The sequence below is a fragment of the Actinoplanes sp. CA-252034 genome, from assembly GCF_050956125.1.
Classification (GTDB): Bacteria; Actinomycetota; Actinomycetes; order Mycobacteriales; family Micromonosporaceae; genus Actinoplanes.
On sequence record NZ_CP191846.1, the window covers coordinates 4,942,560 to 4,966,905 of the forward strand.

Below are 24,346 nucleotides of genomic sequence, written 5' to 3' on the forward strand. Positions count from 1 at the left end.
CACGAGCGAGTCAGTATCAGTAACGGAAGTGCGACACGAGGGTCCGCAGGTTGGCCGACATCCCGGCCAGTTCCGCGGTCGCCTGCTGGGCCTCGGTGACACCCTGCGTGGTGAGCTTGGCGGCTTCGGCGACCGTCGACACGTTGACGGCGATCGTGTCGGCGGCCTGCGCGGTGTCGGCGACGCTGCGGTTCATCTCGGCGGTCGTGGCGGTCTGCTCCTCGACCGCCGAGGCGATCGTGGTCTGGTAGTCGCTGACCCGCCGGATGACCGCCGCGATCTCGCCGATCGCCGCGACCGCGCTGGTGGTGCCGCTCTGGATGGCGTCGACCCGGCGGATGATGTCCTCGGTCGCCCGGGCGGTCTCCTGTGCCAGCTCCTTGACCTCCCCGGCCACCACGGCGAAGCCCTTGCCCGCCTCGCCGGCCCGCGCCGACTCGATGGTCGCGTTGAGCGCCAGCAGGTTGGTCTGCTCGGCGATCGAGGTGATCGCCTTGACCACCTCGGTGATCTCCCGGGACGACTCGCCGAGCGACGCGACGGTGGTGTTGGCGGCCTCGGCGGCCTGCACGGCGGTGACCGCGACGGCGGCGGCCTCACTGGTGGAGTGGGCGATCTCCCGGATCGACGCGCCCATCTGCTCGCTGCCGGCCGACACCGCCTGCACGTTGTCCGACACCTGGGTCGCGGCCTCGGCGACGGCCTGCGCCTGGACCGCCGACTCCTCGGCCGAGGAGGCGATCTGGGTGGACGCGGCGGACATCTCCTCGGCCGCGGTGGCCAGTGCCGACGACGAGTCGTCGATGGTGCGCATCACCGTGCCGAGCGAGTCCAGGCTGCGCCCGAGGGCGCCGGCCATCTCGGCGACCTCGTCGTTGCCGGTGACCTCGACCGGTGTCGCGAGGTCGCCCTCGGCGAGCAGCTCGAGCCGCCGCCGGATCCGCTCGACCGGCCGGGTCACCGACAGGGTGACCATGGCGGCGAGTATCACCGCCACGACCACCGCTCCGAGGCCGACGGCCCAGGTCATGCGGGTGCCGTTGGTGTGTGCGTCCGCGGCCTCGAGCTCGGCCGCGGCGAACTCCTCGTCGGCGGTGGTGGCCGCCCGGTCGAGCAGGTCCCCGATCTGCTGGAACAGCTCGATCTCCTTGCCCAGCACCAGGTCGTTGGCGGCGCGGTCGTTGCCGGCCGTGTAGAGGCGTGCGATCTCGGTGTCGACGGTCATGAACTCGTCGACCACCGCGTCGATCTCCTGCAGCACGTCCTGGGCCGCGGCGTTGGGCGCCTTGCCGGCGGCTGCTTCCACCCGGTCCCGGAACGTGGCGACCGAGGCCAGGAACGCCGCCCGTGACGACCCGGTGTCGGCGGCGGCGTCCGCGACACCGCGCAGCGCGTCGAAGGCGTACGCCGTCTGCCAGCCGTTGAAGTCGGCGGCGGAGAACTTGGCGTCCTTCACCGTGGCGACGAACTGCTGGGCCCGGTTCATCCGGCCGGTCGCGGCGTGCTGGCTCGACGACGTGGCCAGGGCCTCGGTCATCATCACCAGCATCAGCCCGACGACGACGGCGAAGGCCACCGCCAGGCGTACACCGAGGCGCATACGGGTCAGGATCGTCACATCGTCATGATCTGCCAGTCGAGCGGTGCGGCGAGAGCATTCCGCCGGAGTGTGTGGCCGGTGGGGCCACTGTTTCCCGAAATAGCCGAGGGAGAAGTGTTATGACCATCCGGGCGCAATGGTCGTACATTTTCGCTTTCATTCTTGAGGGTGTTGGGAGCGCTCCCGTAATATGCGCGGCAGCGGTTTCATCCCCCACCGCGATCCCCTCAGGAGAAGCGCATGCGCAAAAACAGAATCGTCATGCTGGGTGGCGTCCTGCTGCTCGGCGCGGCGACGGCGGCGGTGGCGTTACCGGCCGCCGCGGCCGCGGGCTGTGCGGTGAAATACACGGTGACGTCGCAGTGGCAGGGCGGCTTCGGCGCCGACGTGGCCGTCACCAACCTCGGCGACCCGCTGACCGGCTGGACGCTGACGTGGAACTGGCCGGCCGGCCAGAGCGTCACCCAGGCCTGGAACACGACCCTGACCCAGAGCGGGTCCGCGGTCACCGCACGCAACGCCGCCTTCAACGGCGCGGTCGCCACCAACGGAACCGTCTCGTTCGGCTTCAACGGCGCCTGGACCGGCGGCAACCCGGCGCCGGCGAGTTTCGCGCTCAACGGTGTGGCCTGCACCGGCGGCACCGCCCCATCGCCGTCCTCGTCACCGGTGTCGCCCTCGTCGTCGCCCTCGACGGGCCTTCCGCCGGCGCAGGCCGACATCACGGTGAACACCGCGACCCGCTATCAGACGATCGACGGCTTCGGTGCCGCGGTGTCGATCTGGGGCAGCGCCTGGTCCACCGCCGAGACACAGACCCTGGTAGGCCTCGGTCCCGGCCAGCTCGGCCTGTCGATCGTGCGTACCGGCGTCTCCCCGGTCTCCGGCGAATGGGGCACCCAGGTCAACGCCCTGAAGACCGCGAAGTCCTACGGGTCGAACGTCAAGGTCCTCGCCTCCCCGTGGACCGCCCCCGCCGCGTGGAAGACCAACAACAGCCGGGTCAACGGCGGCAAGCTGAAGACCGACTACTACGACGACTATGCCGGCCACCTCAACAGCTACGTGCAGTACATGCGCGGCCAGGGCGTCGGCATCGATGTCACCTCGGTGCAGAACGAGCCGGACTGGCACCCCGACTACGACTCGATGGACTGGAGCGGCACCGAACTGCGCACCTTCGTCCGCGACCAGGGCGCCAAGGTGCAGAACACGAAGTTGATGGTGGCCGAGGCGGTGAACCTCAACTACGGCTACACCGACCCGACGCTGAACGACACGACCGCCCGCAACAACATCGGCTACATCGGCGGCCACCTCTACGGCACCGAGGCGTCCGGCCGCCTGAAGGACTACCCGCTCGCCGCGCAGAACGGCAAGCCGGTGTGGATGACCGAATGGAACCTGCACGAGGCCGACGGCAGCGGCTCCAACATCTGGGGCAACCCGGGAAACCAGACCGTCTGGAACGAGACCCTCGACGACATCATGCGTACGGTCCACAAGTCGATGGAGTCCAACTGGGCCGCCTACATCTGGTGGTACGGCAAGCGCTACTACTCGTTCATCGGTGACGGTGAGGCGGCCTACGGCACCACGGCCGGCGCCCCGCTCAAACGTGGCTACGCGTTCTCCCAGTTCGCCAAGTACGTCCGCCCCGGCCACCAGCGGGTCGCCCTCACCAAGAGCACCAAGGCGTCCCCGCTGGAGATCACCGCCTACCAGGGCGACGGGAAGATCACCCTGGTGGTGCTCAACCGTTCGACGAGCGCCGTGAACAACGCCGTCGTCCAGTCTCCGCAGGCCGTCACGAGGGCCGAGCACCTGCTGACCTCGCAGACCGCCAACGCCGCCGCCCAGCCCGCCACCGTCAACGGCAGTCAGGTCACCGTCAGCGTCCCTGCCCGCAGCATCTCCACGGTGGTGCTCACCCTCTGATCGCCGGGGCGGGCCGCGACGTCCGCGTCGATGTGGACGGATCGGGGCGGCGCTGCCGCCGCCCCGATCCCGGTCAGCCGAGGCGCCAGAACTGGGCGGCCAGGCCGTTGCAGGGGTAGAGGGACAGCCGGGCGCCGTTGGCGGCGTCCCAGTTGTAGTTGTCCAGACAGCTGTTGCCGGCGACGTTGCGCAGCGAGAACCAGCCACTGCCCCGGTCCTGGACGATCCACTGCTGGCCGGTGGAGCCGTTGCAGGTGTAGAGGCCGACGTCGGCGTTGGAGGCGGTGCTGCCGGTCAGGTTGGCCAGGCAGGTGCCGGTGTTGCGGTTGCGGATCTCGTAGTACGTGCCGTTGCGGTAGTTCCACTCGAACTGCTGGGCGGTGCCGCCGTTGCAGTCGTAGATCTTGACGAGCGCGCCGAGGGTGGTGTCCCGGTTCCAGTTGTCGACGCAACGGTTGCTGTGCTGGCCGCGGATGCCGGGGTTGACGACGGTGCTGGGGATCGGCTGGCCGAAGAACGGGTCGCCGTTCTCCCGCCACAGCAGTTGCTGCACGCGGGTGTGCCGGTTGGGGTCGGTCAGCGCGTCCGGGGTCGGGGTGGCGTAGTCGCGCGCGTGGTAGACCAGCATGTCGGTGACGCCGTCCTCGGCGACGGTGAAGCTGCCGTGGCCGGGGCCGTAGACGCCGTTGGCCGTCTGGAACACCGGGTTCGGGTGCTTGTACCAGGACGCCGGGTTGAGCAGGTCGGCGGTGTCCCACGAGGACAGCAGGCCCAGCTTGTAGCGCGAGTCGGTGGCCGACGCCGAGTAGGCGATGTAGACACGGCCGTTCTTGACCAGCGGGGACGGGCCCTCGACGACGCCGGCCACGCCCTCCTTCTCCCAGGCGACGGTGGGCCGGGCGATCTCCACGGCGGTGCCGGTGATCGCGGTCGGGCCGCTCATCCGGGCGATGTACATGTGACTGTTGAAGTTGGTCGACGGGCTGTCCTGCGCCCACGCGAAGTAGCGCACGCCCTTGTTGACGAAGACCGCCGCGTCCAGCTGGAACGACTCCCAGCCCGTGTTGAAACGCTGGGGGGCGCTCCACGTACCCGTCATCGGGTTGGCACTGGTGTTGCGGATCCAGTAGAGGCGCTGGTCGAACTGGGCGGTGTTGGGGGAGGCGGAGAAGTACATGTACCAGGCGCCGTCGATGTACTGGATGTCCGGCGCCCAGATCCAGCCGCTGAGCGCGCCGCTGGACGGCGCGACGAACGCGTTGGACGTGGCGGCGGAGCCGAGGCCCTGCAGGGTGGTGGCGCGGCGCAGCTCGACGCGCTTGTAGTCGGGCACCGAGGCGGTCATGTAGTAGTAGCCGTCGGTGTGCTTGAAGATCGCCGTGTCGGCGCGCTGTTTGATGACCGGGTTGCTGACCGCGATGAACTGGGCGGATGCCGGAGCGGCGAGTCCGGCCAGCAGCACGACCATCAGGGCCAGCGCGACCGTGACCTTGCGGCGGAGGCGAGCGGGGAGACCCATCGAGACTTCCTTGCCAGAGGGGGACGAGGTGTGATCGTTAACATGCCGGTCCATGTCGCGCTCGTCAAGAAACCTCGTCGAAATCTCCACGTCTCGCCGATTCGTGAGTCTTGTTAAGTCTGTCTATGTCTCGTAACATGCCCGTCATCTTTGTGAGCGCTAACCAAGGAGGCGGCGTGCGCCTGCGTGCACTCTTGACGGCCCTGCTGACGGCGATCACGCTCGGCATGGCAGCCCCGGCCGTCGCCGCGCCCGGGGCCACCGTCCAGAACCCGGTCGTCGCCGCGCCCAACAGCGCCGACCCGTGGATGGGCTACTACAACGGCGACTACTACTACGCGGCCACCACGTGGACCGGCAGGATCCTCATCCGCAGGTCGGCGACGCTGGCCGGGCTGAGGACGGCGCCCGAGACCACCGTGTTCACCATGTCGCAGCCCAACGCCGTGTCGAACATGTGGGCGCCGAGCCTGCACCTGCTCAACGGGCCGAACGGGCGGCGCTGGTACCTGTACTACTCGGCCGGGCCGTCCGCGTGCTGCGGCGGGCAGCGCCAGCACGTCCTGGAGAGCTCCGGCACCGACCCGATGGGCCCCTACACGTACAAGGGCGCCCTGGTCCTGATGTCGAACAACGGCTGGTCCATCGACGGCAGCGTGATGACCGTCGGCGGGGTCGACTACTTCGTGTACTCGGCGTTCAACAACAACGGCGGCTTCGAGAACGGCGGCCTGCAGAGCCTGTTCATCACCCGCCTGACCAACCCGTGGACGCCCGCGGCGCTCGGCACGATCATCTCCGAACCCACCTACGCCTGGGAGAGGATCGGCAACCCGGTCAACGAGGGGCCGTACGTCCTGCAGCGCGACAACCGCACCTTCCTGACCTACTCGGCCAGCTACTGCGGCACGCCCGATTACAAGATCGGCGCGCTCGAGCTGACCGGCTCCGACCCGCTCGCCCGGAGCTCGTGGACCAAACGGCCCGACCCGCTGTTCCAGCGCAGCGACGGCAACGGGGTGTACGGCCCGGCCCACCACAGCTTCTTCAAGTCGCCCGACGGCACCGAGGACTGGATCGTCTACCACGCCAACGACTCCGCGTCGCAGGGGTGCGGGACCACGCGTACCAGCCGGGCGCAGCGGATCTCCTGGAACGCCGACGGCACCCCGAACCTGGGCGTGCCGGTGTCCAAGGCGACCGTCCTGGCCGGGCCCTCGGGCGAGCTCGGCAACCCGGGCGCGGTCACGGTCCAGCGGATCCAGTCCTACAACCTCCAGGATCGATACGTACGCCACGCGAACTTCGCCACCCGCATCGACGCGAACGTGTCCCCGGCCCTGGACTCCCGGTTCCGCGTGGTCGCCGGTCTCGCCGACGGCACCGCCGTGTCGTTCGAGTCGGTCAACTTCCCCGGCCACTACCTGCGGCACAACAACTACGTGCTGCGGCTCGAACCGAACAACGGCACCGCCACGTTCCGGTCGGACGCCACCTTCCGCCAGGTCAGCGGGCTGGCCGACGCCGGCTGGTCGTCGTTCCAGTCGTACAACTTCCCGGACCGCTACATCCGGCACAGCGACTACGCGCTGCGCATCGACCCGATCAGCACCGCCACCGAGCGGGCCGACGCCACCTTCCGCCGTACCTCCTGACCCGGCATCGATCGCCGGCGCCGCCTAGGCTGCAGCCATGACCCGGCAGGCCGACCACCGCGAGGTGGAACACGCCCTGCTGCGTGACGGCTGGAGCCCCTGCGGCGCCGGCGACTGGGCCATCGCCCTCCGCTCACCCGACGGCGCCACCGCCGCACGGATCAGCCCGTTCGACCCGACCGGGCCGTACACCGCCGCCCTCTACTCCCGGGCCGCCGCGACCCGTCAGGTGCCGGTCCTGTTCGAGCACCGCCGTCTCGCCGGTGGCGGAGACCTGCAGATCATGGAGTGGCTACAGCCGGTTCCGGAGGACGAGGCTGTCGCCTTCCACCGGGCCCTCGCCGGTCACGCCCCGCACGTCGCCGAGCTCGCCGGCATCGTGCGCGACGTCCACGACCTCGCCCGGCGCGAGCTGCCCTGGTGCGGCCCCCTGGACGACAACCCGGCCAACGTGATGCGCGCCGCGGACGGCCGGATCGTGGTCATCGACCTGTTCTACGCCGACGGCCCCGACCTGTACGCGACCGCCGCGACCGACCCGGACCGCGTCGCCGAGCTGATCCCCGAGTCGCAGCGGCGGTTCATGACCGAGATCCCGCTGGCCACCTCCGGACCGTGGGATCCCGAGGCCCGCCGGGCGGTACGCGAGGGACTGGCCGCCGCCGACGCCCGCCGGCGGGCGGTCAGGCCGCCGCGATGACGTTCCGCTGCAGCGTGCGGGTGATGTCGTCGGCCGGCATCGGCTTGGCCAGGTGGTATCCCTGTGCCAGGTCGCAGCCGATCTCGCCGAGCGCGGCCAGCGTCGGGGCGTCCTCGATCCCCTCGGCCACGACGGTGAGACCCAGGTTGTGGCCCAGCTCGACGGTGGAGGCGACCAGCGCCCGGTTGCCACGGTCGGTGCTCATGTCCTGCACGAACGAACGGTCGATCTTGAGCTCGTCGAGCGGCAACAGCCGCAGGTACGTCATCGAGGAGTAACCGGTGCCGTAGTCGTCGACGGAGATCTTCGCGCCGAGGCCACGAAGCCGGTGCAACGCCTCGATGGCGGTGTTCGGGTCGCTCATGATGCTGTACTCGGTCACCTCGATGCCCAGCAGGTCACCGGGCACGCCGGTCTGGCGCAGCAGCGCCGCGACCCGGGCCGGGAAACCGGTGTCGAGCAGCGACCGGGTGGAGATGTTGACCGCCACCGGGACCCGGTGCCCCAGGTCGAGCCACGCCCGCGCCTGCGTCAGCGCCTGCGTGAGCACCTGGTGGGTGAACCGGTGGATCAGCGTGGTGGCCTCCAGGACCGGGATGAACTCGCCGGGGGAGATCGGCCCCTTGACCGGGTGCCGCCAGCGGGCGAGGGCCTCGACACCGGCCAGCGACCCGTCGTCGATGCTGACCTTGGGCTGGTAGTGCAGGGTGATCTCGTCACCGGTGTCCAGGGCGCGGCGCAGGTCGCCCAGCAGGGTGAGCCGGGCGTTGCTGTCCTCGGTGCGCCCGGCGGAGAACCGGCGGAACCCGAGGCGCTGCTGCTTGGCGATGGTCATGGCGACGTCGGCGTGCCGCAGCACGGTCGGCACGTCCTCGCCGGGGCCGGCGGTGGCGGCGCCGACGCTGACCTCCAGGTCGACCGTGATGTCGTCGATGACGAACGGCTCGTCGAAGGCGTCGGTGAGGCGGGTGGCGATGGTCTCCCCGATGGTCGGGTCGGCGTCGCGCAGCAGGATGCCGAACTCGTCGCCGCCCAGCCGGGCGACGAAGTCGTGGGTGCGGACCGACTCCTGCAAACGCCGGCCGACGTGGGTGAGCAGCACGTCGCCGATCCGGTGGCCGAGCTGCTCGTTGACGTCGCGGAACCCGTCGAGGTTGACCACCAGCACGGTGGCCCGGCCGAGGCGCGGCTGCTTCGGGCGCCGCCTGTGGCTGGCGTCCTCGGTCAGCGCGACCCCGGTTCGGGCGGCGAACGCCGTCCGGTTCGGCAGACCGGTCAGCGGGTCGGTGGCCGCGATCGTCTCCACCTGGCGCCGGTGCGAGCGGGCCGACCGGCTGAACATCACCAGCACCATGAGGCTGACCGCGAACGCGAGCGCGCTGCCCCACAGCTGCCGCTGCGACTCCAGCTCGCCGTCGGCCTGCTTCTCGGTGTGGTCGGCGAGGTGGTGCCGCTGCTCGGCCAGCACCGTCGCCATGATCGAGCTGGTGGCGGGCTCGAGCACCTGCTCCAGCTGCGCCTCGGCGGTGTCCAGGGCACCCCGGTCGATGAGGTCCAGGTATTCGTTGAGCTGCGGCTTCAGCGCCCGGTGCGTCTCCACCAGGCGGGCCGTGAGCTCCGCGTCCTCGACGTCGACCTCGCCCATGTACTCCATGGCGTTCTGTGCCTGCCGGTACACGCCGAGAAGCTGGTAGCGCTCCTCGCCGTCGGGTTCCCGCAGAGACGCCTGGATCAGCGCCGTCTCCCAGGTGACCAGGTACGCGGTCTGCTGGTAGGCGTCGGTGTTGGCGCTGTCCTGCGCGAGCTCCGAGACGATCACGGACTGCCGCCAACTGCCGAACACCGCATAGCCGGACATGCCCGCCAATACCACAGCGAGCAGGCCCACCAGCCATCGCGAAGCTCCACGCGCCGCAGTCATCATCACCTTCCGGAGTCCACCGTTCCCCTCTCATCGGCGGACCGACGAAAGGCATGACATCTCGGCGGGTTGCACCCCGGGTGCGAGTGCGGTCGGTCACACGGCTCGCCGTGCTCAGCCCGCGTCCAGCCCGAATCGGCGTACCACGTCGGCCAGCCACGGGCGGTCGACGAACGACAGGCCGTGCTCGGCGGCCAGGGCGGCGCCCCGCTCCGGGTCGGCGTCCCCGGACTCCACCATGTCGACGACCGCACGGAAGAAAAGCTCGAACCCGGCCGGACTGATCACCTCGATCATCCGGGCCGGCACGTCCCCGGCGTTCCACATGGCGTGCGCCTCACCGCGCGGCTTGAGGATGTAGCCGCCCGCCCCGAGAACCGTCTCCCGGTCCTCGGACCGGAACCCGATCACCCCGGCGGTCACGATCGATGTCTCGTCCTCCAGGGTGTGCACGTGCGGTGGCACGAGAGCGCCCGGTGGGAACTCGTGCTCGACGATCGCCAGGGAGCCGCCGGTGTCGGCGCCCCAGACCTTGAAATCCACGGTGATCGCGCCGAGATCACCCTTGCGGCCCTCACCGGGACCGACGATACGTAGCCGACTCATGCCGAGACCCTCGAATCACTGGATGCCGATGTCAATCGAGATACCCCGACGTCGACCGGCGACGATGGGGTCATGCTGATCTCCGTGGTCGTGCCGGTCTACAACGAGGAGCACTTCCTCCGTGCCTGCCTGGACGCGATCCTGCGCCAGCACGAGCCGGTCCACGAGATCATCGTGGTCGACAACGGCTCCGACGACGCCACTTCGCAGATCCTCGGCGACTACGCCGGGCGGGTGACCGTGCTGCACGAGCCGCGCCGGGGCGTCCAGCACGCCCGCAACCGGGGCCTGGACGCGGCGACCGGTGACGTGCTGGGGCGCATCGACGCCGACACCCGCCTCGATCCCGGCTGGTCACAGGCGGTCCGCCGGGCCTTCCGGGATCAGGACGTGCAGGCCGCCACCGGGCCGGTCACCTACTACGACATGGCGGCGGCCCGCCTGGTCGACGCCGGTGACGCTCTCTTCCGCCGGGTCTGGGGCCGCGGCCCGCTCGACTGGCTGCTCGGCGCCAACATGGCGATCAGATCAACGGCATGGCATCGGGTACGACCGGAGCTGTGCACCGACGAGAACGTCCACGAGGACATCGACCTGGGCATCCACCTGCACCGTGCCGGCGCCGCGACCGTGTTCGCCCCCGGCATGCGCGCCGGAACCTCCGCCCGCCGGATCGCGAACCGATTCGGTGACTACAGCTCGTACACGCTGATGACCGAGCGGACCTACCGCCGTCACCCGGGGCGCCCGCACGCCTACGCCCGCGCGTGGGTCACCGGCCGGATTCAGCTTCTGCTCTTTCCCGCGCTGCGCCTGGCGTACGCGCTGGCCCAGCCCCGCCCGTGGGCGACGCTGCGCAGCGACGGCGGCCGGAAGAACCCGATGCTGCCCGGCCACTGAACACCCCGATCCAGCCCAGCCCGGCGAAGAGCGCGACCCGTTCCAGCAGGCCGCTCGGCGTGCCGGTCCGGATCCCGGCGGCGTCCAGGAGCACCAGCACGGTCGCCGCCGTGAACAGCGCCGTCACGGCACCCGCCACCGGCCACGCGAGGCGCCTGGGACCGAGCCTGGCCACGGCGCCGACCCCGGCGGCGGCCAGCGTGACCGAGATCATCTGGTGGATCAGCCCCCGCACGGTGTGCTCGACCGGCACACCCGGCGGAAAACCCAGGCCCGCATCGGTACGCACCACGGCCAGCGCCACCAGGCACAGCCCGCACCACAGCACCAGCCCGGCCGTCCACCGGTCCACCCGGCGGCGGAGCCCGGCCGCGCACAGGACCAGCCAGAGTCCGCAGGTCGCGAGGTTGACCGTGCCGATCCAGCCGTACTCGCCGAGGCCCAGGTGACTGATCCACTGCCGCAACGGGTCGAACCCGGGACGCAGCAGCCCATCGACCGTGCTCACCACGAGCAGCTGCACGGCGGCGAGCACGCCGAAGAACGGCAGCACCCGCGTCACCCCGCCCATGACCGGCAGACTACGTCGGTGCCTCATCAGGGGTGGCGACGCGTACGGCGTACCGCGAAGATGTCGGCATGTTCTGGGTCTTCTCGGTGTCGTTCTGGGCTTTCATCGTGGTCACCAGCCCGGTCTTCTTCGTCGGCGCGGTGCTGGTGTGGCTGGTGACGCTGCCCTTCGACCGCCGCCGGGTGGCCCTGCACCTCTACTCGTCGGCGTGGGCCTCGTTCTACGTCTACATCTGCCCGCTGTGGCGGCTGAGCGTGCGGCACCGCGACCGGCTGCCGTGGCACGGGCCCGCCGTGTTCGTCGCCAACCACGCCTCGCTGATCGACATCCTGGTCCTGTTCGCGCTGTTCCGGCCGTTCAAGTACGTCTCCAAGGAGGAGATCTTCCGGGTTCCGGTGATCGGCTGGAACATGCGGCTCAACGGCTACGTGCCCTTGGTCCGCGGCAGCGGCGCGTCGGTGCGCCGGATGATGGAGCTCTGCGACGGGCACCTGCGGGCCGGCTCACCCCTGATGATCTTCCCGGAGGGCACCCGCACCTCCGACGGCGAGCTGCAGAGATTCAAGAACGGGGCGTTCGACCTGGCGGTACGCCACGACGTGCCGGTCTATCCGATCGTGGTGCACGGCACCCGGCGGGCCCTGCCGCGCGCGGGGTTCGTGCTGCGCGAGCACATCCGGGCCCGCGTCGAGGTCCTGCCACCGCTGCGTCCCGCCGACTTCCCCGACGTCGGCGCCCTGCGTGACGCGATCCGCGCGGCGATCGCGGCCGGGCTCGCGCGACCGTGAGGATCGCGCACTTCTGCGACAGTCACCCGGGCCGTCCCGACGGCGTCATCCGATCGACGGAGATGCAGGTACGGCTGCTGCGTGCCGCCGGGCACCGCGTCGACCTCCACCGTCCCGGGCCGCTGCTGCGCCCCGGCGTCCGGTCGGTGCCGGTGCCGTTGCGGCAGGTCCGGGTCGCGCTGCCGTTCACGCCGCCGCCCGCCGACATCGTCCACGCCCAGACGACCGGCCCGATCGGGATCACCGGCTTCCGTGCCGCCGCCGCCTGGCGGGTGCCGCTGGTCGTCACCTGGCACACCGACCTGCTGGCGTACGCCGACCTGTTCGCCGAGATCCCGATCGGCGCCGCCTGGTGCGCCCTGCGACTGGAGGTGGGTTGGTCGGCGCGGGAGTACCTGGAGCTGACCCGGCCCGGTCGGGTCCGCCGCCTCCGGCTGGAGTCCCTCGGCCGGGCCATGTTCGCGCGGATGGCGGTGGCGGTCGCCCCGTCTGCCAAGACCGCCGCCGGGTTCGCGGCCTTCTCCCCGGCCGCCTCGATCCGGGTGCTGCCGACCCCGGTCGCCACGGTCCACCCGCCCTCGCCCCCGGCTCCGTCCTCGCCCCCACTTTTGCCTCCGCTCCCGGGCCCTGCCCGCCGCGACGTCGTGCTGTCGGTCGGCCGGGGCACCGCCGAGAAGAACCCGGAGCTGCTGTTGCAGGCGTTCGCCCGGGTCCGTGCCGCCCGCCCCGGGGCACGACTGGTCCTGGTCGGGGTCCAGCAGCAACGCCGTCGTCTGCTCCGCCGGATCGCCGCCCTCGGGCTCGGCGGACACGTCGAGGTGCATCCGCCGGTGCCACACGAGCAGGTCACCGGCTTCTACCGGGCGGCGGGCGTGCTGGCGTTCACCTCGACCACCGACACACAGAGCCTGGTGCTGGCCGAAGCCGAAGCGGCCGGGCTCCCGGTGGTCGTCGTCGACCGGGGGCTCATGACCAGGCCGGGCGAGACCGGCGGCGCACGCTTCGCCTGCGACCCGGCACCGGACGCCCTGGCCTCGGCCCTGCTGCGGATGCTCGACGACGACACGCTACGGGCCGCCACGATCCGCGACGGACTCGCGGCGGCCGCGGCGTACACCCCGGAGGTCTTCCTCAACCGCCTGCTGGCGATCTATGAGCTGGCCCTGTCGGTGCGGGCCAGATCGTCGTAGGCGGTCACCGCCGCGGCCGTGTCCTTCAGCAGCGCCTCGCGGGTGCCGGAACCGACGAGCAGCACGACCCTGCCGCGTGGCACGACGGCCGTGAACGGGATCCCCGCGTCGTGATCGACGAGAGTGATCCCGCCGCCCTTCCCGTGTCGCTTCTCGGCGCCGCAGCGACCGGCTTCGACCCTCCGCACGTACGCCGCCGGACTGCCCGCCGTGACCTCGTCGATGACGACGACGGCCTGATCGGCGCCGTCGGGATTCTCGACCAGATGGAACGCCAGCCGGCCGGGAGGCAGCTCGACATCGCACGGCACCATCGACCGCGCGCTCTCCGTGGCCGGCCCGGACAGCAGGACATGGGTGAACGCTCCCTCCGCCAGGGAGACGTCAGCGACCACGCGCAGCAGCTCCGCGTCGTCCAGCGACCGGTACTTCCGGCCGGCCTGAGCCGGCGCGGCGGCGGCCATCCCGAGAGCGACGGCGGACAGGACGACGGCGGCCCGGGTCAAGATCATGATCGTCACGGTGGCACAACCCGGTGCCCGACGAGCAGGAAACCGGCACAGGACTCCGCCGCTCAGCGACCTCCGGCAGGCCGCTGGTCCCGCCAGGCCCGGCGCCCGGCCTTCACCGCGGTCTCCAAGGTCCGGTCGGACGGGGTCCGTGGATGGTCAGCGCCGCTGGGTGAGCCATCGCATCACGTCGAGGGCATGCGACGCCGGGTCCGGAATCGGATGGAACACGTGCTCCACCACGTCGTCGGTGACGATCAGGGTGAGCCGGTCGTAGACGGTCAGGTCGCCGACCGTCCGGATGGGCAGGCCGGCCGCGGCGGCCAACGTCAACTGCGGGTCCGGGATCAGGGGGTACGGCAGCCGCAGCCGATAGGCCAGCTCCCGCTGATAGCCGGTCGACTGGGCGGACAGGCCGTACACCCGGGCGGCCCCGGCGGCCAGCAGCTCCGCATGGTGGTCGCGCAGCCAGTTGTCGCCGCCCGCGCCCCGCGCCCCGTGGATCTCCAGCAGCCCCCGCGGCAGGTCGACGCCGGGCCGCCCGGTCAGCGGATAGACGAACACGATGCTGCGGCCCGGCCCCAGCGCGTGCAGGCTGATCGGCCGGCCGTCGGTGCCGTAGAGCTCCCGCTCCGGCAGCCGGGTGCCGACCAGATCCACCGGGCGGCCCTCGGCCGTGGGCGCCGCGGTGACGATCTGACGGGCGGCGACGTCGATGCGCACGTCGAGCGCCTCACGCTGGGCGGTCAGCTCGCCGATGCGGGTCTGCAGGCTGGTCACCGTGCTGCGGAAGGTGGCCACCGCGGCCGCGCACACGTCGTCGTCGTTGGCCAGCGACTCCACGAACGGGCGGGTCTCCTCCACGGTGAGGCCCAGCGCCATCAGCTCCCGGATCTGCGCGACCTGCCGCTCGGCGATCGGCTCGTAGTCGCGGTAGCCGTTGCCGAGCCGCCGCGGCACGACCAGCCCCGTCTCCTCGTAATAGCGCAACGCCCGGATGGTGGTCCCGGTGCGTCGCGCGAGTTCCCCCACGCGCATGCGGCGACCCTAAACCCATACCCGGGGTACGGGTCAACGCGATTCTCCTCGCGATGACAACCCCGCCGGTGTACGGCCAGTCTGGTCCCGCAATCACGACGGACCAGGGAGTGTGGAAGATGACGGCCATCAGCCGGGTGATCGGGCGGCAGATCCTCGACAGTCGAGGGAACCCGAGCGTCGAGGTCGACGTGGTGCTCGCCGACGGCTCGACCGGCCGGGCCGCCGTGCCGTCCGGGGCGTCCACCGGTGCCGCCGAGGCCGTCGAGTTACGCGACGGCGACCCGCAGCGGTTTCACGGCAAGGGGGTCAGCCGGGCCGTCGCCGCGGTCAACGGCGAGATCGCCGCGGCGGTGACCGGCCTGCACGCCGAGGAACAGGCCCTGATCGACGCCACGATGATCGAGCTGGACGGCACCAAGGACAAGGGCCGGCTGGGCGCCAACGCGATCCTCGGCGTGTCGCTGGCGACGGCGAAGGCGGCGGCCCAGGCCCACCGCCAGCCGCTCTACCGCTATCTCGGCGGGGTCGGCGCCCGTCTGCTGCCGGTGCCCATGATGAACATCGTCAACGGCGGCGCACACGCCGACAACCCGCTCGACTTCCAGGAGTTCATGATCGCCCCGGTCGGCGCGCCGACCTTCTTCGAGGCGGTACGGATGGGCTCCGAGGTGTTCCACACGCTGCGCCGGCAACTGGCCGCCGCCGGGCACAGCACCAACGTCGGCGACGAGGGCGGGTTCGCGCCGTCCTTCGCCGACGCCGACGAGGCGCTGCGGTTCGTGGTACGGGCCGTCGAGGACTCCGGCTACCGGCCCGGCGTCGACATCACGGTCTGCCTCGACCCGGCGGCCTCCGAGTTCTTCCACGACGGCGCCTACGTGTACTCCGGGGAGAAACTCACCCGAACCGTCGACGAGCACATCGCCTACCTGCTGGACCTCGCCGGACGTCACCCGATCAGCTCGATCGAGGACCCGATGGCCGAAGACGACTTCGCCGGCTGGAAGAAGCTCACCGCACAGGCCGGTGACCGGCTCCAGCTGGTCGGCGACGACGTCTTCTGCACCGACGCCGACCGCCTGACCAGCGGCATCGAGGGCGGCTACGCCAACGCGATCCTGGTGAAGGTCAACCAGATCGGCACGCTCACCGAGACGCTGCGTACGGTCGAGACCGCCCAGCGGGCCGGCTACCGGGTGGTGATGTCGCACCGCTCCGGTGAGACCGAGGACACCACGATCGCCGACCTGGCCGTCGCCACCGGATGCGGACAGATCAAGACCGGGTCGCTGTCGCGCAGCGACCGGACCGCCAAGTACAACCAGCTGATCCGCATCGAGGAGGAGCTGGGCCGGTCGGCCCGCTACGCCGGTGCCCCGCCCCGGAGCGTCGGCATCCCGGCCCGCTAAGCCGGTGCCCCGCCCCGGGGCGTCGGCATCCCGGCCGGCTACGTCGGCATCCCGGCCGGCTACGTCGGCATCCCGGCCGGCTACGTCGGCATCCCGGCCGGCTACGTCGGCATCCCGGCCGGCTACGTCGGCATCCCGCCTCGGGGCGTCGGCATCCCGCCTCCGGTCGCCCGGGATCTCGCCTCCGGTCGCCGGGATCTCGCCTCGGGGCGTCGGCATCCCGCCTCTGGTCGCCGGGATCTCGCCTCGGGTCGCCGGCGCCTGATAGAGGTACTGCTGGTACTACCCTCAGCAGGGCCTCCCTGCGGCGGGCGGGGGCGGGTTGAATCAACGGCATGGAGCTGCTTCCCGTCCGTCCCACCGTGAAGACACCCGCCTCGGCGTTCACCGGCGACGTCTACATGACGCCGATCCACATCGGCAGCGGGCCGTCGCGGATGACCGTGGCGCTGGTCCGGTTCACGCCCGGCGCCCACACCAACTGGCATTCGCACGCCGTCGGCCAGACTCTGCACGTCACCGAGGGTGTCGGGCTGGTCGGCACCCGCGACGGTTCCGTGCTGCGCATCCACGCCGGCGAGACGGTCGCCTGCCCACCGGGGGAGGAGCACTGGCACGGCGCCGCCGCTGACACGTTCATGTCCCACCTGGCGATGCTGGAGGCCGAGCCGGGCGGTGGCGACCCCACCACCTGGCTGGAGCCGGTCAGCGAGGAGGCGTATGACGAGGCCGACCAACGGTGACCACGCAGTCGAGGATCCGGCCGTCGCTCGTGCCGACGAGCAGCCGCCCGACCGCGGGCACCGTCAGCGCGGTCGGGTAGGTCCCCGGGAGGTGGCAGCGCCACTGCACCGAGCCGTCGGCCAGGTCGAAGGCGACGATCTCGCCGTCGTCGAAGGCGACGAAGGCGGTGTGGTCGTCGGCGTCGAGGGCGACGGCGGGATGGTCGGTGCGGAATACCCAGCGCGGCGTCCCGGAGGTCATATCGCGGCGCACCACGAACACGCCGCCCGGCTGCAAACCGTGGCCGTGGTGCACGGTTCCGGCGTAGACAAGGCTGCCGTCCGCGGTCTCGGTCCCCGGACCGCCGTGGTGCCATTCGTCCGGCACCCAGGCGTAGGGGAACAGCCGCCGCAGGCTCCCGGCCCGGTGGGGGTGGCCGTCGATCTCCGGTGGCGCCACCTCAGCGGCGGTCAGCCATTGCGCGGGCGACTCGATCTCGTCCGGGGGCGTGGGCTCGATCTCGTGGAGGTAGACGGCTCGGCCGCGCGTGATCCGCAGGCGCGCACGCTCGCTCAGGGCAGCGTCGAACGCGATGACCGGGCGCCCGTCCGATCGGACGAGAGTGCAGGGAGCAGGCGGAGCGAACTCGTCCAGGCGCGCACCGTCCTCCAGCGAGTGCCGGCTCACCGACTGCACGCTTTCCGGCCAGGTGTGACGGCGCAGGCGCGACCAGACCGATGCCCCGTCAGGGGTGACGACGAGTTCAGCGCCCCCGTCGTCGTCCGGGACGCGCCATTGCAGCTCACCCGAGGGCAGCCAGGCCTCCACCGCGACGCCGGACAACGCCGCCAGGACACGTCCGTCGGGCAGCTCCTCGACGGCCCGCACATTGCGCCGCGGCCGGTCGAGCGCGAGGAGCTCCTGACGCGGCGCGGGCACCCGGGGCCCGGCCAGCTCCTGGTATTCGATCGACTCGGGAGGCATGGACCGCCAGTCGTCACGGCGGACCACGGCCTCGTGGCCCTCGACCCGTGCGGCCCTGTCCTCCCAGTCGTCGGGTGGCGCCAGGAGCAGGCGTAGCTCGTTGTTGTTCAGCCACTCCAGACCGAGCACCTGGCGACCCGGTCCCTCCTCGATCAGGGACACGACCGCGCCCGTCTCCAGGTCCAGCAGCAGCAGCTCACCCTCGAAGAAGTAACCCCCGTCGTACTCGCCGGTGCCCACCGCGAGCAGCGGCGCCGTCGGATGGAAGGCCAGCGCCTGCACCGGATGGCGAGACCGCAACACCGCCCGGCGACGCTGGTCGCCACCGTCGTAGACGGCCACCGGCGCCCGGCGCGTTTCGTGGTCGAACTCGCCCGCCATGGCCACGAGCCCACCGGCCGTGACCGTGAGCACGGATTCGCTCACCTCGGCGAAGGGACGATCACCGAGGATCCGTTCGACGTCCAGCGGCTCGTTCACGCCGGAGATCATCGCAGGCGCGGCGGTGCGGCCGGCTCGTAGCATCGGCGGCAGGAAGGCCGGCCGGGCCCGTGGCGAGTGCGGCCGGCATCGAGGTCGGGTCGGCGGGGAGGGAACGGTGGAGGCGTCGGACGGCACCGCGAAGGCACGCCGTGTCTGGGACAGGGCGGCCCCGAGCTATGACCGGCAGATCGCGTTCCCGGAGCGGTTCTGGTTCGCGGGCGGGCGGGAGTGGCTCGGCGCCCGTGTCGAGGGCCGAGTGCTGGACGTCGGCGTCGGCACCGGCCGCAACCTGCCGTATTACCCGAAGGCGCCGACACCTCCGGTCACCGGCTCAAGGACGGGGACAACTCCGGGGTCGGTGACAGCGACGGGGACCGAGACCGGGATGGGGACGCCGACGGCCGTGGGGCCCGGGCTGGGGACGGTTACCGGGGTCGATGTCAGTCCCGGCATGCTGGCGGTCGCCCGGCGGCGGGCCGGCGATCTGGGCCTGGAAGTCGAACTCCGGGAAGCCGATGCGGCGCGGCTGCCGTTCGTCGACGGGTCGTTCGACACCGTGGTCTGCGCGCTGTCGCTGTGTGCGATCGCCGACCCGCGGGCGGCGGTTGCCGAGATGTGGCGGGTGCTGGCGCCTGGCGGCCGGCTGTTGCTCTTCGACCACGTCGTGAGCACCTGGCCGCCCGTCCACGCGGTGCAGTGGCTGGTCGAGCGCTTCTCCATTCCGGCTGCCGGCGAGCACTTCACCCGTCGTCAACTACCGCTTGTCCGGGCTGCCGGCTTTCAGGTCGTCGAGACCGTCCGCCGGCGGGCCGGCACCATCGAGCTGGTCCACGCGATCAGGCCCGCTAACGTTCAGCAGTGACGCCACGGAACTCGACGCCGCTCAGAGAGAGCCGGTTCGGAAGCCGAGCCCGGCGACGCCGCGGCGCGGCAGCCCCGCCCCGCTCGGCCCGGCCCGGCTCGGCCCGCCTCGCCCCGCCCGCCCGCCCGGCTCGGCCCGGCTCGGCTCGCCTGGCTCGGCTCGCCTGGCTCGGCTCGGTCCGGCTCGGCTCGGCCCGACCGGGTCGGCTGAGCCGATCGCGTGCCGGCCTCCGGCGGGCGGCCGCGGGCAAGGGCCGCCCGGCTGATCATCTCGGTCGGCTGGACCACGGAGGACACGGAAGCAGGAGAGCGTTGACCCGGATCTTCATCACCGGCTCGGCCGACGGGCTCGGGCGGCTCACCGCCGAGACGCTGTTCGACGACGGGCACCACGTCATCGTCCACGCGCGCAACGAGAACCGCCTGGCCGCCGTCAAGGATCTCGTCGACCGTGGGGCATCGGCGGTCGCCGGTGACCTGGCCGATCCGGGGGAGACCCGGGAGGTGGCCGAGCAGGTCAATCGGCTCGGCCTCGTCGACGTGGTGATCCACAATGCCGGCGTCTACACCGGCGCGCAGATCATGCCGGTCAACGTGGTGGCCCCGTACCTGCTGACCGCCCTCATCGACGGTCCGGGCCGGCTGGTCTACCTGAGCAGCGGCATGCACCGGGGCGGCCGCGCCGACGTCTCCCGCCTGACGTCCGGCAGCTATTCGGACAGCAAGCTGTTCGTCACCACCCTCGCCGCCGCGGTCGCCCGGCTCCGGCCCGCTGTGGTCAGCAACGCCGTCGACCCCGGCTGGGTGCCCACGAGAATGGGTGGGCCGGGCGCCCCCGACGACCTGCGGCTCGGGCACCTCACCCAGGAGTGGCTGGCCACCGGCGACGATCCGGAGGCGCTGACCAGCGGCGGATACTGGCACCACCGGCAGCGCCAGGCCCCGCACCCGGCGAGCCTCGACCACCGTTTCCAGGACGGCCTGCTGGCCGCGCTGTCCGGCCTCACCGGCATCGCGCTGACCTGACCCGACCCGGCCCGGGTGTCCCTACGTCAGGCCACCCCGGCCCGGGTTGCCCTCCGCCTGGATGACCCGCCCGGGCCTGACGTCCCCACGTCTGGCTGATCCGGCTCCGGGTGTCCCTCCGTCTGGCTGACGCGGGCCCGAGTGTCCCTCCGTCCGGCTGACCCGGCCCCGGGTGTCCCTTCGCCTGGCTGATCTGGCCCGGGGTGTCCCGGCGTCCCTACGTCCGCCCGGTCCGACCTGGGCGCTTCACCGGCGCCGGCCGGGCGGCCCGGCGCCGGGCCGCCCGGGAACCGGGCGGGCCGCTATCTCGGCAGATAGCCGTTCTCGGCGAGGTTGTGGGCGTGCTTCTCGTAGACGGCCGGGTCGGACGGGGTGAGGGTGCCGAGACCGTCGACGTAGCGGTTGAACATGCTGAACGCCGCCGCGATGAGGACCGTGTCGTGGATGGTCCGGTCGTCGGCGCCGGCCGCGCGGGCCTGGTCGATGTCGGCGGCCGTCACCGAGCGGCCGTCCACGCGGACCCGGTCGGCGATCGCCAGCAACGCGTCCATCAGCGGGTCCGGGTCGGCCGCGCCGAGTCTGCGGGCCACGGCGCCGTGCGTCTCGGCGCAGAACGTGCATTCGTTACGGCGGGACACGTACGCCGCGATGGTCTCCCGTTGGGCGGGGGACAGCGGTGACGGGCCCCGCAGCAGGGTCTCGGCGAGGTCGTTGAGGGGTCCGGCGGTCTGCGGGAAGCCGGCGAGCAGGCCGGCGATGCCCGGCAGTGGTGGAAGATCGATGTGTGGCACGGCCCCACGTCATCATGTGGCGGCGGCGCGAGTCCACCTCCGAACGGCTCGACGTTCGTCCGGATTGGATCTCGTGGCGGCGATCTCGTAAAATCAGCCGCCGCGTGACTCGTTGGAGAGACACGGACGAGTGGGGGATCCTGGTGGGCGCCGACAGATCGGACCTCGCGGCCCGTATCGACATGACCAAGCCGCATCCCGCGCGCCGGTATGACTACTGGCTCGGCGGCAAGGACAACTTCCAGGCTGACCGGGACGCGGCTGAGGCGATCGCCGCGGTCTTCCCGCACATCCGGACCGCCGCCCGTGAGAACCGGGCCTTCATGCAGCGTGCGGTGCGGTTCCTGGCTGCCGAGGCGGGGGTGCGGCAGTTCCTGGACATCGGCACCGGCCTGCCGACCGCTGACAACGTGCACGACGTCGCGCAGCGGATCGCCCCCGAGTCGCGGATCGTCTACGTGGACAACGACCCGCTGGTGCTCGTGCACGCGCGGGCGCTGCTGGCGAGCTCTCCGGAGGGCGCGACCGCCTACATCGACGCCGACGCCCGTACCCCCGAGAAGGTCCTCGCCGACCCGGCGCTGCGCGACACCCTGGACTTCTCGCAGCCGGTCGCGTTGCTCCTGGTTGCGCTTCTGCACTTCGTCGAGGACCACGAGGACCCGTGGTCCGTGGTCCGGCAGTTGGTCGCGGCGCTGCCGCCGGGTAGCTACCTGGTGCTGTCGCATGCGACGTTCGATCCGCTCGACGCCGAGACGATCGCGGCCATGGACGCGGTGAACAAGAACATCAAGCCGGTCTTCTCACCCCGTCCGCTGACCGAGGTCACGCGCTTCTTCGAGGGTCTCGACCTGCTGGAGCCGGGCATCGTGTCGGTCTCGGACTGGCGGCCGCAGCCGGGCCCGCGCCCCACCCCTGCCGAGGCCACCGGCTACGGTGCGGTCGCCCGGATCGGCTGACCCGGGGGCTCCCGGCGGCCGGCTCGGTCGTGGGGCACCAGCAGGGTCGCGGCCAGGACGGCCGCCACCACGAACAGGCCGACCTTCGCGTTGAGCAGGACCTGGGTGGACACCGTCCCGGCCAGGACACCGGCGATGAACATGCCGAGCGCCTGCAACCCGTCCGACAGTCCGAGGATCGCCCCGAGAACGCGACCCCGGATGTGCGGCGGAGCGGCCCGCTGGATGATGGCCAGCCAGCCGGCGTGCGTGTAGACACCGGGGGCGCCCACGATCACGAACAGCACGATGTAGACCCCGAAGGCGGTCGTGAACGACGGAGCGTTCCACGTCACGGCGCTCACCGCACCGAAGGCGAGCAGACCGGCCGACAGCAGCCGTGCCGGTCCCAGGCGGCGAGCCAGCACACCCGCGGTCACGCCGCCGATGAGACCGCCGATCGCCTGGACGCCCCGCAGCACCCCGGCTTCGGTCTCGCCCTTCCCGAGCAGATCGGTGATGAACAGCAGGAACAGGACGACGAACATGCCCTGCGCGATGGCGAGTAGCCCTTCGACCAGCATGCAGGCCCGCAGTTCCCGGATCCGCCACAGGCTGCCCAGCGCGTCGCCGATGCCCCGCCAGAACGGGGCGGCGGCCACCTCGACCACTCCGTCGAGCCGATGCCGGGAGATGGTGGCGGCCAGGCATGCCGTCCCGGCGAACGCCGCCCCGCCGAGTGTGACCACGCCGGGCAGCCCCCAGAGTCCGAGCACCACGCCGCCGAGTGGGCTGCCGGTCAGCCGGCCCAGGTTGGCGTTGAGCCCGATGGCCGCGTTCGCGGCGACGAGCTGGTCCTCGGCGACCAGCGTGGCGACGGCGACGTTCTTGGCCGCCTCGAACATGGCGGCGAGGGCGGCCTCTCCGGCGGACACCAGATAGATGATCCACAGGTCGCCGGTGTCGTCGACCAGCAACAACGCCGGCAGGAGCAGGCCCTGGCCGGCGCTGATCAGGACCAGCAGCACCACCAGGTTCCAGCGGTCGGCGATCGCCCCGGCCAGCGGCGCGAAGACCAGGCTGGGCAGCAGGCCGAGCAGCGCGACGGCGGAGGTGATCAGCGCCGACCGGGTGAGCTGGAGAACATACAGGGGGAGGGCGAGCATCAGCGCCCACTGGCCGATCTCGCCGAAGAAGCCCGCCGCCCACAGCCGGGCGAACGCGGCCTCGCGCAGCGGGTGCGTCAGCGGCGGGCTGACGGCTGCTCCGCCCGGAACAGGTCGACGATGTCGTCGAGCATGACGACCAGCAGCGCCGCGACCGCCGCCGCCCCGGCCGTGATCGCCGCCACGGCGGGGTCGGCGCCCTGACCGGGCCGGACCGCGGCCACCACGCCGGCTCCGGCGAGCAGGGCCAGCACCCCGTTGCGGTAGAGGTGGTGCCGGCCGAACGGCGCCGCCGACACCCCGAAGCACCGGCACGACGCGGTGGTCCCGGCGGCTAGCTCCCGCGCGATGCCCGCCGAGAACGCCGTCAGCAGCAGCACCGCGAGAACGAGACCGGCAGCCGCGGCGCGCGGCACGAGAAGCAGCACGGGGATCGCCAGCTCGGTGGCGGCGACCACGGCCGCGACCGGCCCGGCCAGCGGTCTCGCCACCACACGCATGTCGGCGACCGAGGCCCGGAACGCGGCGAAGGCGCCGCGGCTGCGCAGTTTCGTGAACGCCGAGACCGCGAAGACCAGACCGATCAGCACCCGCGCACCGATCAACGCATGACTCACTTCCGGACCTCCCCGTAGATCCCTCGGTGGTCCACCGTACCCGGCACCGGAGGGCCACATTCATCGATGGACGGGACAGCGGGCGACCCTCCACTGTGGGTAGTGTCGGCCCGCCGAGATCATCTCGGGAGCGTAAACGAAGGAGTTACACATGCGACAGAAGCTGGGCGCGATCGCCGACCGCATGCTGGCCACGTTCCTTCCGCAGGAGCGTGCCGGCGCCTGCCCGTGCCGGCCGGGTGAGGGCTACTACCAGTACCGCTGCGTCGGCCACCTGCAGCAGCGCCGCTGGTGTGTCGACAGCTGCAACTGCTCCGCGACCTGCGGCTCCTGGTCGAACACCTTCACCACCTGCTGACACGCCGCTCCTGCGGCGCGTGGGGCGGGACCCGGCCGGGTCCCGCCCCACC

General features: G+C 71.5%; 22 protein-coding genes and 1 pseudogene. 12 read left to right on the plus strand and 11 right to left on the minus strand.

Annotation, left to right across the window (positions count from 1 at the left end):
• Positions 1–16: 16 nt before the first annotated feature.
• Positions 17–1,618, minus strand: coding sequence for a methyl-accepting chemotaxis protein (locus ACQPZW_RS22400; RefSeq protein WP_433796878.1), 1,602 nt, complete (start codon positions 1,616–1,618; stop codon positions 17–19).
• Between the two features lie 222 nt (positions 1,619–1,840).
• Here ACQPZW_RS22400 and ACQPZW_RS22405 point away from each other — a divergent pair, with 222 nt between their 5' ends.
• Positions 1,841–3,538, plus strand: coding sequence for a cellulose binding domain-containing protein (locus ACQPZW_RS22405; RefSeq protein ID WP_433796879.1), 1,698 nt, complete (start codon positions 1,841–1,843; stop codon positions 3,536–3,538).
• Between the two features lie 73 nt (positions 3,539–3,611).
• Here the strand turns inward: ACQPZW_RS22405 and ACQPZW_RS22410 are convergent, their stop codons facing one another.
• Complete coding sequence (locus tag ACQPZW_RS22410) at positions 3,612–5,057, minus strand: family 43 glycosylhydrolase (RefSeq protein WP_433796880.1); 1,446 nt, start codon at positions 5,055–5,057, stop codon at positions 3,612–3,614.
• Positions 5,058–5,233: 176 nt separating this feature from the next.
• Between ACQPZW_RS22410 and ACQPZW_RS22415 the strand changes: the two genes are divergently transcribed.
• Positions 5,234–6,712: a family 43 glycosylhydrolase gene (locus ACQPZW_RS22415; protein WP_433796881.1), complete on the plus strand. Its 1,479-nt coding sequence runs from the start codon at positions 5,234–5,236 to the stop codon at positions 6,710–6,712.
• A gap of 37 nt (positions 6,713–6,749) precedes the next feature.
• Positions 6,750–7,412 carry a hypothetical protein gene (locus ACQPZW_RS22420; protein WP_433796882.1) on the plus strand — a complete coding sequence of 221 codons (663 nt, stop codon included), beginning with the start codon at positions 6,750–6,752 and terminating at the stop codon, positions 7,410–7,412.
• On the opposite strand, the gene ACQPZW_RS22425 is transcribed toward ACQPZW_RS22420, so the two are convergent.
• A complete protein-coding gene (locus ACQPZW_RS22425) occupies positions 7,396–9,300 on the minus strand; it encodes a putative bifunctional diguanylate cyclase/phosphodiesterase (protein ID WP_433796883.1) in 1,905 nt (634 codons plus the stop codon). The genes ACQPZW_RS22420 and ACQPZW_RS22425 overlap by 17 nt on opposite strands.
• Before the next feature lie 147 nt (positions 9,301–9,447).
• Positions 9,448–9,939, minus strand: coding sequence for a cupin domain-containing protein (locus ACQPZW_RS22430; RefSeq protein ID WP_433796884.1), 492 nt, complete (start codon positions 9,937–9,939; stop codon positions 9,448–9,450).
• Between the two features lie 72 nt (positions 9,940–10,011).
• Here ACQPZW_RS22430 and ACQPZW_RS22435 point away from each other — a divergent pair, with 72 nt between their 5' ends.
• Positions 10,012–10,839: a glycosyltransferase gene (locus tag ACQPZW_RS22435; RefSeq protein WP_433796885.1), complete on the plus strand. Its 828-nt coding sequence runs from the start codon at positions 10,012–10,014 to the stop codon at positions 10,837–10,839.
• A gap of 55 nt (positions 10,840–10,894) precedes the next feature.
• On the opposite strand, the pseudogene ACQPZW_RS22440 reads toward ACQPZW_RS22435, so the two are convergent.
• Positions 10,895–11,437, minus strand: a pseudogene (locus ACQPZW_RS22440) (DUF998 domain-containing protein); the annotation flags it as partial.
• A gap of 41 nt (positions 11,438–11,478) precedes the next feature.
• Here ACQPZW_RS22440 and ACQPZW_RS22445 point away from each other — a divergent pair.
• The gene (locus ACQPZW_RS22445) at positions 11,479–12,198 is read left to right on the plus strand and encodes a lysophospholipid acyltransferase family protein (RefSeq protein WP_433796886.1); all 720 of its coding nucleotides are present in this window, start codon (positions 11,479–11,481) and stop codon (positions 12,196–12,198) included.
• 62 nt (positions 12,199–12,260) lie between these two features.
• Positions 12,261–13,388 carry a glycosyltransferase gene (locus tag ACQPZW_RS22450; protein ID WP_433796887.1) on the plus strand — a complete coding sequence of 376 codons (1,128 nt, stop codon included), beginning with the start codon at positions 12,261–12,263 and terminating at the stop codon, positions 13,386–13,388.
• Here the strand turns inward: ACQPZW_RS22450 and ACQPZW_RS22455 are convergent.
• Complete coding sequence (locus tag ACQPZW_RS22455) at positions 13,349–13,900, minus strand: hypothetical protein (protein WP_433796888.1); 552 nt, start codon at positions 13,898–13,900, stop codon at positions 13,349–13,351. The two genes, ACQPZW_RS22450 and ACQPZW_RS22455, sit on opposite strands and share 40 nt — an antisense overlap.
• Positions 13,901–14,056: 156 nt before the next feature.
• Positions 14,057–14,935 (minus strand): MerR family transcriptional regulator, encoded by an 879-nt coding sequence (locus tag ACQPZW_RS22460; protein ID WP_433796889.1) that lies wholly within the window; start codon positions 14,933–14,935, stop codon positions 14,057–14,059.
• 119 nt (positions 14,936–15,054) lie between these two features.
• Here ACQPZW_RS22460 and eno point away from each other — a divergent pair, with 119 nt between their 5' ends.
• Together eno and ACQPZW_RS22470 are read left to right on the plus strand one after the other, a co-directional pair.
• The gene (eno, locus tag ACQPZW_RS22465; RefSeq protein ID WP_433796890.1) at positions 15,055–16,347 is read left to right on the plus strand and encodes a phosphopyruvate hydratase; all 1,293 of its coding nucleotides are present in this window, start codon (positions 15,055–15,057) and stop codon (positions 16,345–16,347) included.
• Between the two features lie 335 nt (positions 16,348–16,682).
• Positions 16,683–17,090: a (R)-mandelonitrile lyase gene (locus ACQPZW_RS22470; RefSeq protein ID WP_433796891.1), complete on the plus strand. Its 408-nt coding sequence runs from the start codon at positions 16,683–16,685 to the stop codon at positions 17,088–17,090.
• On the opposite strand, the gene ACQPZW_RS22475 is transcribed toward ACQPZW_RS22470, so the two are convergent.
• Positions 17,053–18,534 carry a hypothetical protein gene (locus ACQPZW_RS22475; RefSeq protein WP_433796892.1) on the minus strand — a complete coding sequence of 494 codons (1,482 nt, stop codon included), beginning with the start codon at positions 18,532–18,534 and terminating at the stop codon, positions 17,053–17,055. The two genes, ACQPZW_RS22470 and ACQPZW_RS22475, sit on opposite strands and share 38 nt — an antisense overlap.
• A 118-nt stretch (positions 18,535–18,652) precedes the next feature.
• Between ACQPZW_RS22475 and ACQPZW_RS22480 the strand changes: the two genes are divergently transcribed.
• Both ACQPZW_RS22480 and ACQPZW_RS22485 read left to right on the plus strand, forming a co-directional pair.
• Entirely contained in the window at positions 18,653–19,399 is a 747-nt protein-coding gene (locus ACQPZW_RS22480) for a class I SAM-dependent methyltransferase (RefSeq protein ID WP_433796893.1), read from the plus strand.
• A 311-nt stretch (positions 19,400–19,710) separates the two neighbouring features.
• The gene (locus ACQPZW_RS22485; protein ID WP_433796894.1) at positions 19,711–20,424 is read left to right on the plus strand and encodes an SDR family NAD(P)-dependent oxidoreductase; all 714 of its coding nucleotides are present in this window, start codon (positions 19,711–19,713) and stop codon (positions 20,422–20,424) included.
• A gap of 302 nt (positions 20,425–20,726) precedes the next feature.
• Here the strand turns inward: ACQPZW_RS22485 and ACQPZW_RS22490 are convergent, their stop codons facing one another.
• Entirely contained in the window at positions 20,727–21,215 is a 489-nt protein-coding gene (locus ACQPZW_RS22490) for a carboxymuconolactone decarboxylase family protein (protein WP_433796895.1), read from the minus strand.
• Between the two features lie 182 nt (positions 21,216–21,397).
• Here ACQPZW_RS22490 and ACQPZW_RS22495 point away from each other — a divergent pair, with 182 nt between their 5' ends.
• Positions 21,398–22,174, plus strand: a complete 777-nt coding sequence (locus tag ACQPZW_RS22495; RefSeq protein WP_433797595.1) for an SAM-dependent methyltransferase — start codon at positions 21,398–21,400, stop codon at positions 22,172–22,174.
• Here the strand turns inward: ACQPZW_RS22495 and ACQPZW_RS22500 are convergent.
• Together ACQPZW_RS22500 and ACQPZW_RS22505 are read right to left on the minus strand one after the other, a co-directional pair.
• On the minus strand, positions 22,147–23,400 hold the full coding sequence (locus tag ACQPZW_RS22500; RefSeq protein WP_433797596.1) for an MFS transporter: 1,254 nt from the start codon (positions 23,398–23,400) through the stop codon (positions 22,147–22,149). The two genes, ACQPZW_RS22495 and ACQPZW_RS22500, sit on opposite strands and share 28 nt — an antisense overlap.
• Positions 23,397–23,936 carry a MauE/DoxX family redox-associated membrane protein gene (locus ACQPZW_RS22505; protein WP_433796896.1) on the minus strand — a complete coding sequence of 180 codons (540 nt, stop codon included), beginning with the start codon at positions 23,934–23,936 and terminating at the stop codon, positions 23,397–23,399. The genes ACQPZW_RS22500 and ACQPZW_RS22505 overlap by 4 nt, the downstream gene beginning before the upstream one ends.
• A gap of 151 nt (positions 23,937–24,087) precedes the next feature.
• Here ACQPZW_RS22505 and ACQPZW_RS22510 point away from each other — a divergent pair, with 151 nt between their 5' ends.
• Positions 24,088–24,294 (plus strand): hypothetical protein, encoded by a 207-nt coding sequence (locus ACQPZW_RS22510; RefSeq protein WP_433796897.1) that lies wholly within the window; start codon positions 24,088–24,090, stop codon positions 24,292–24,294.
• Positions 24,295–24,346: the final 52 nt, after the last annotated feature.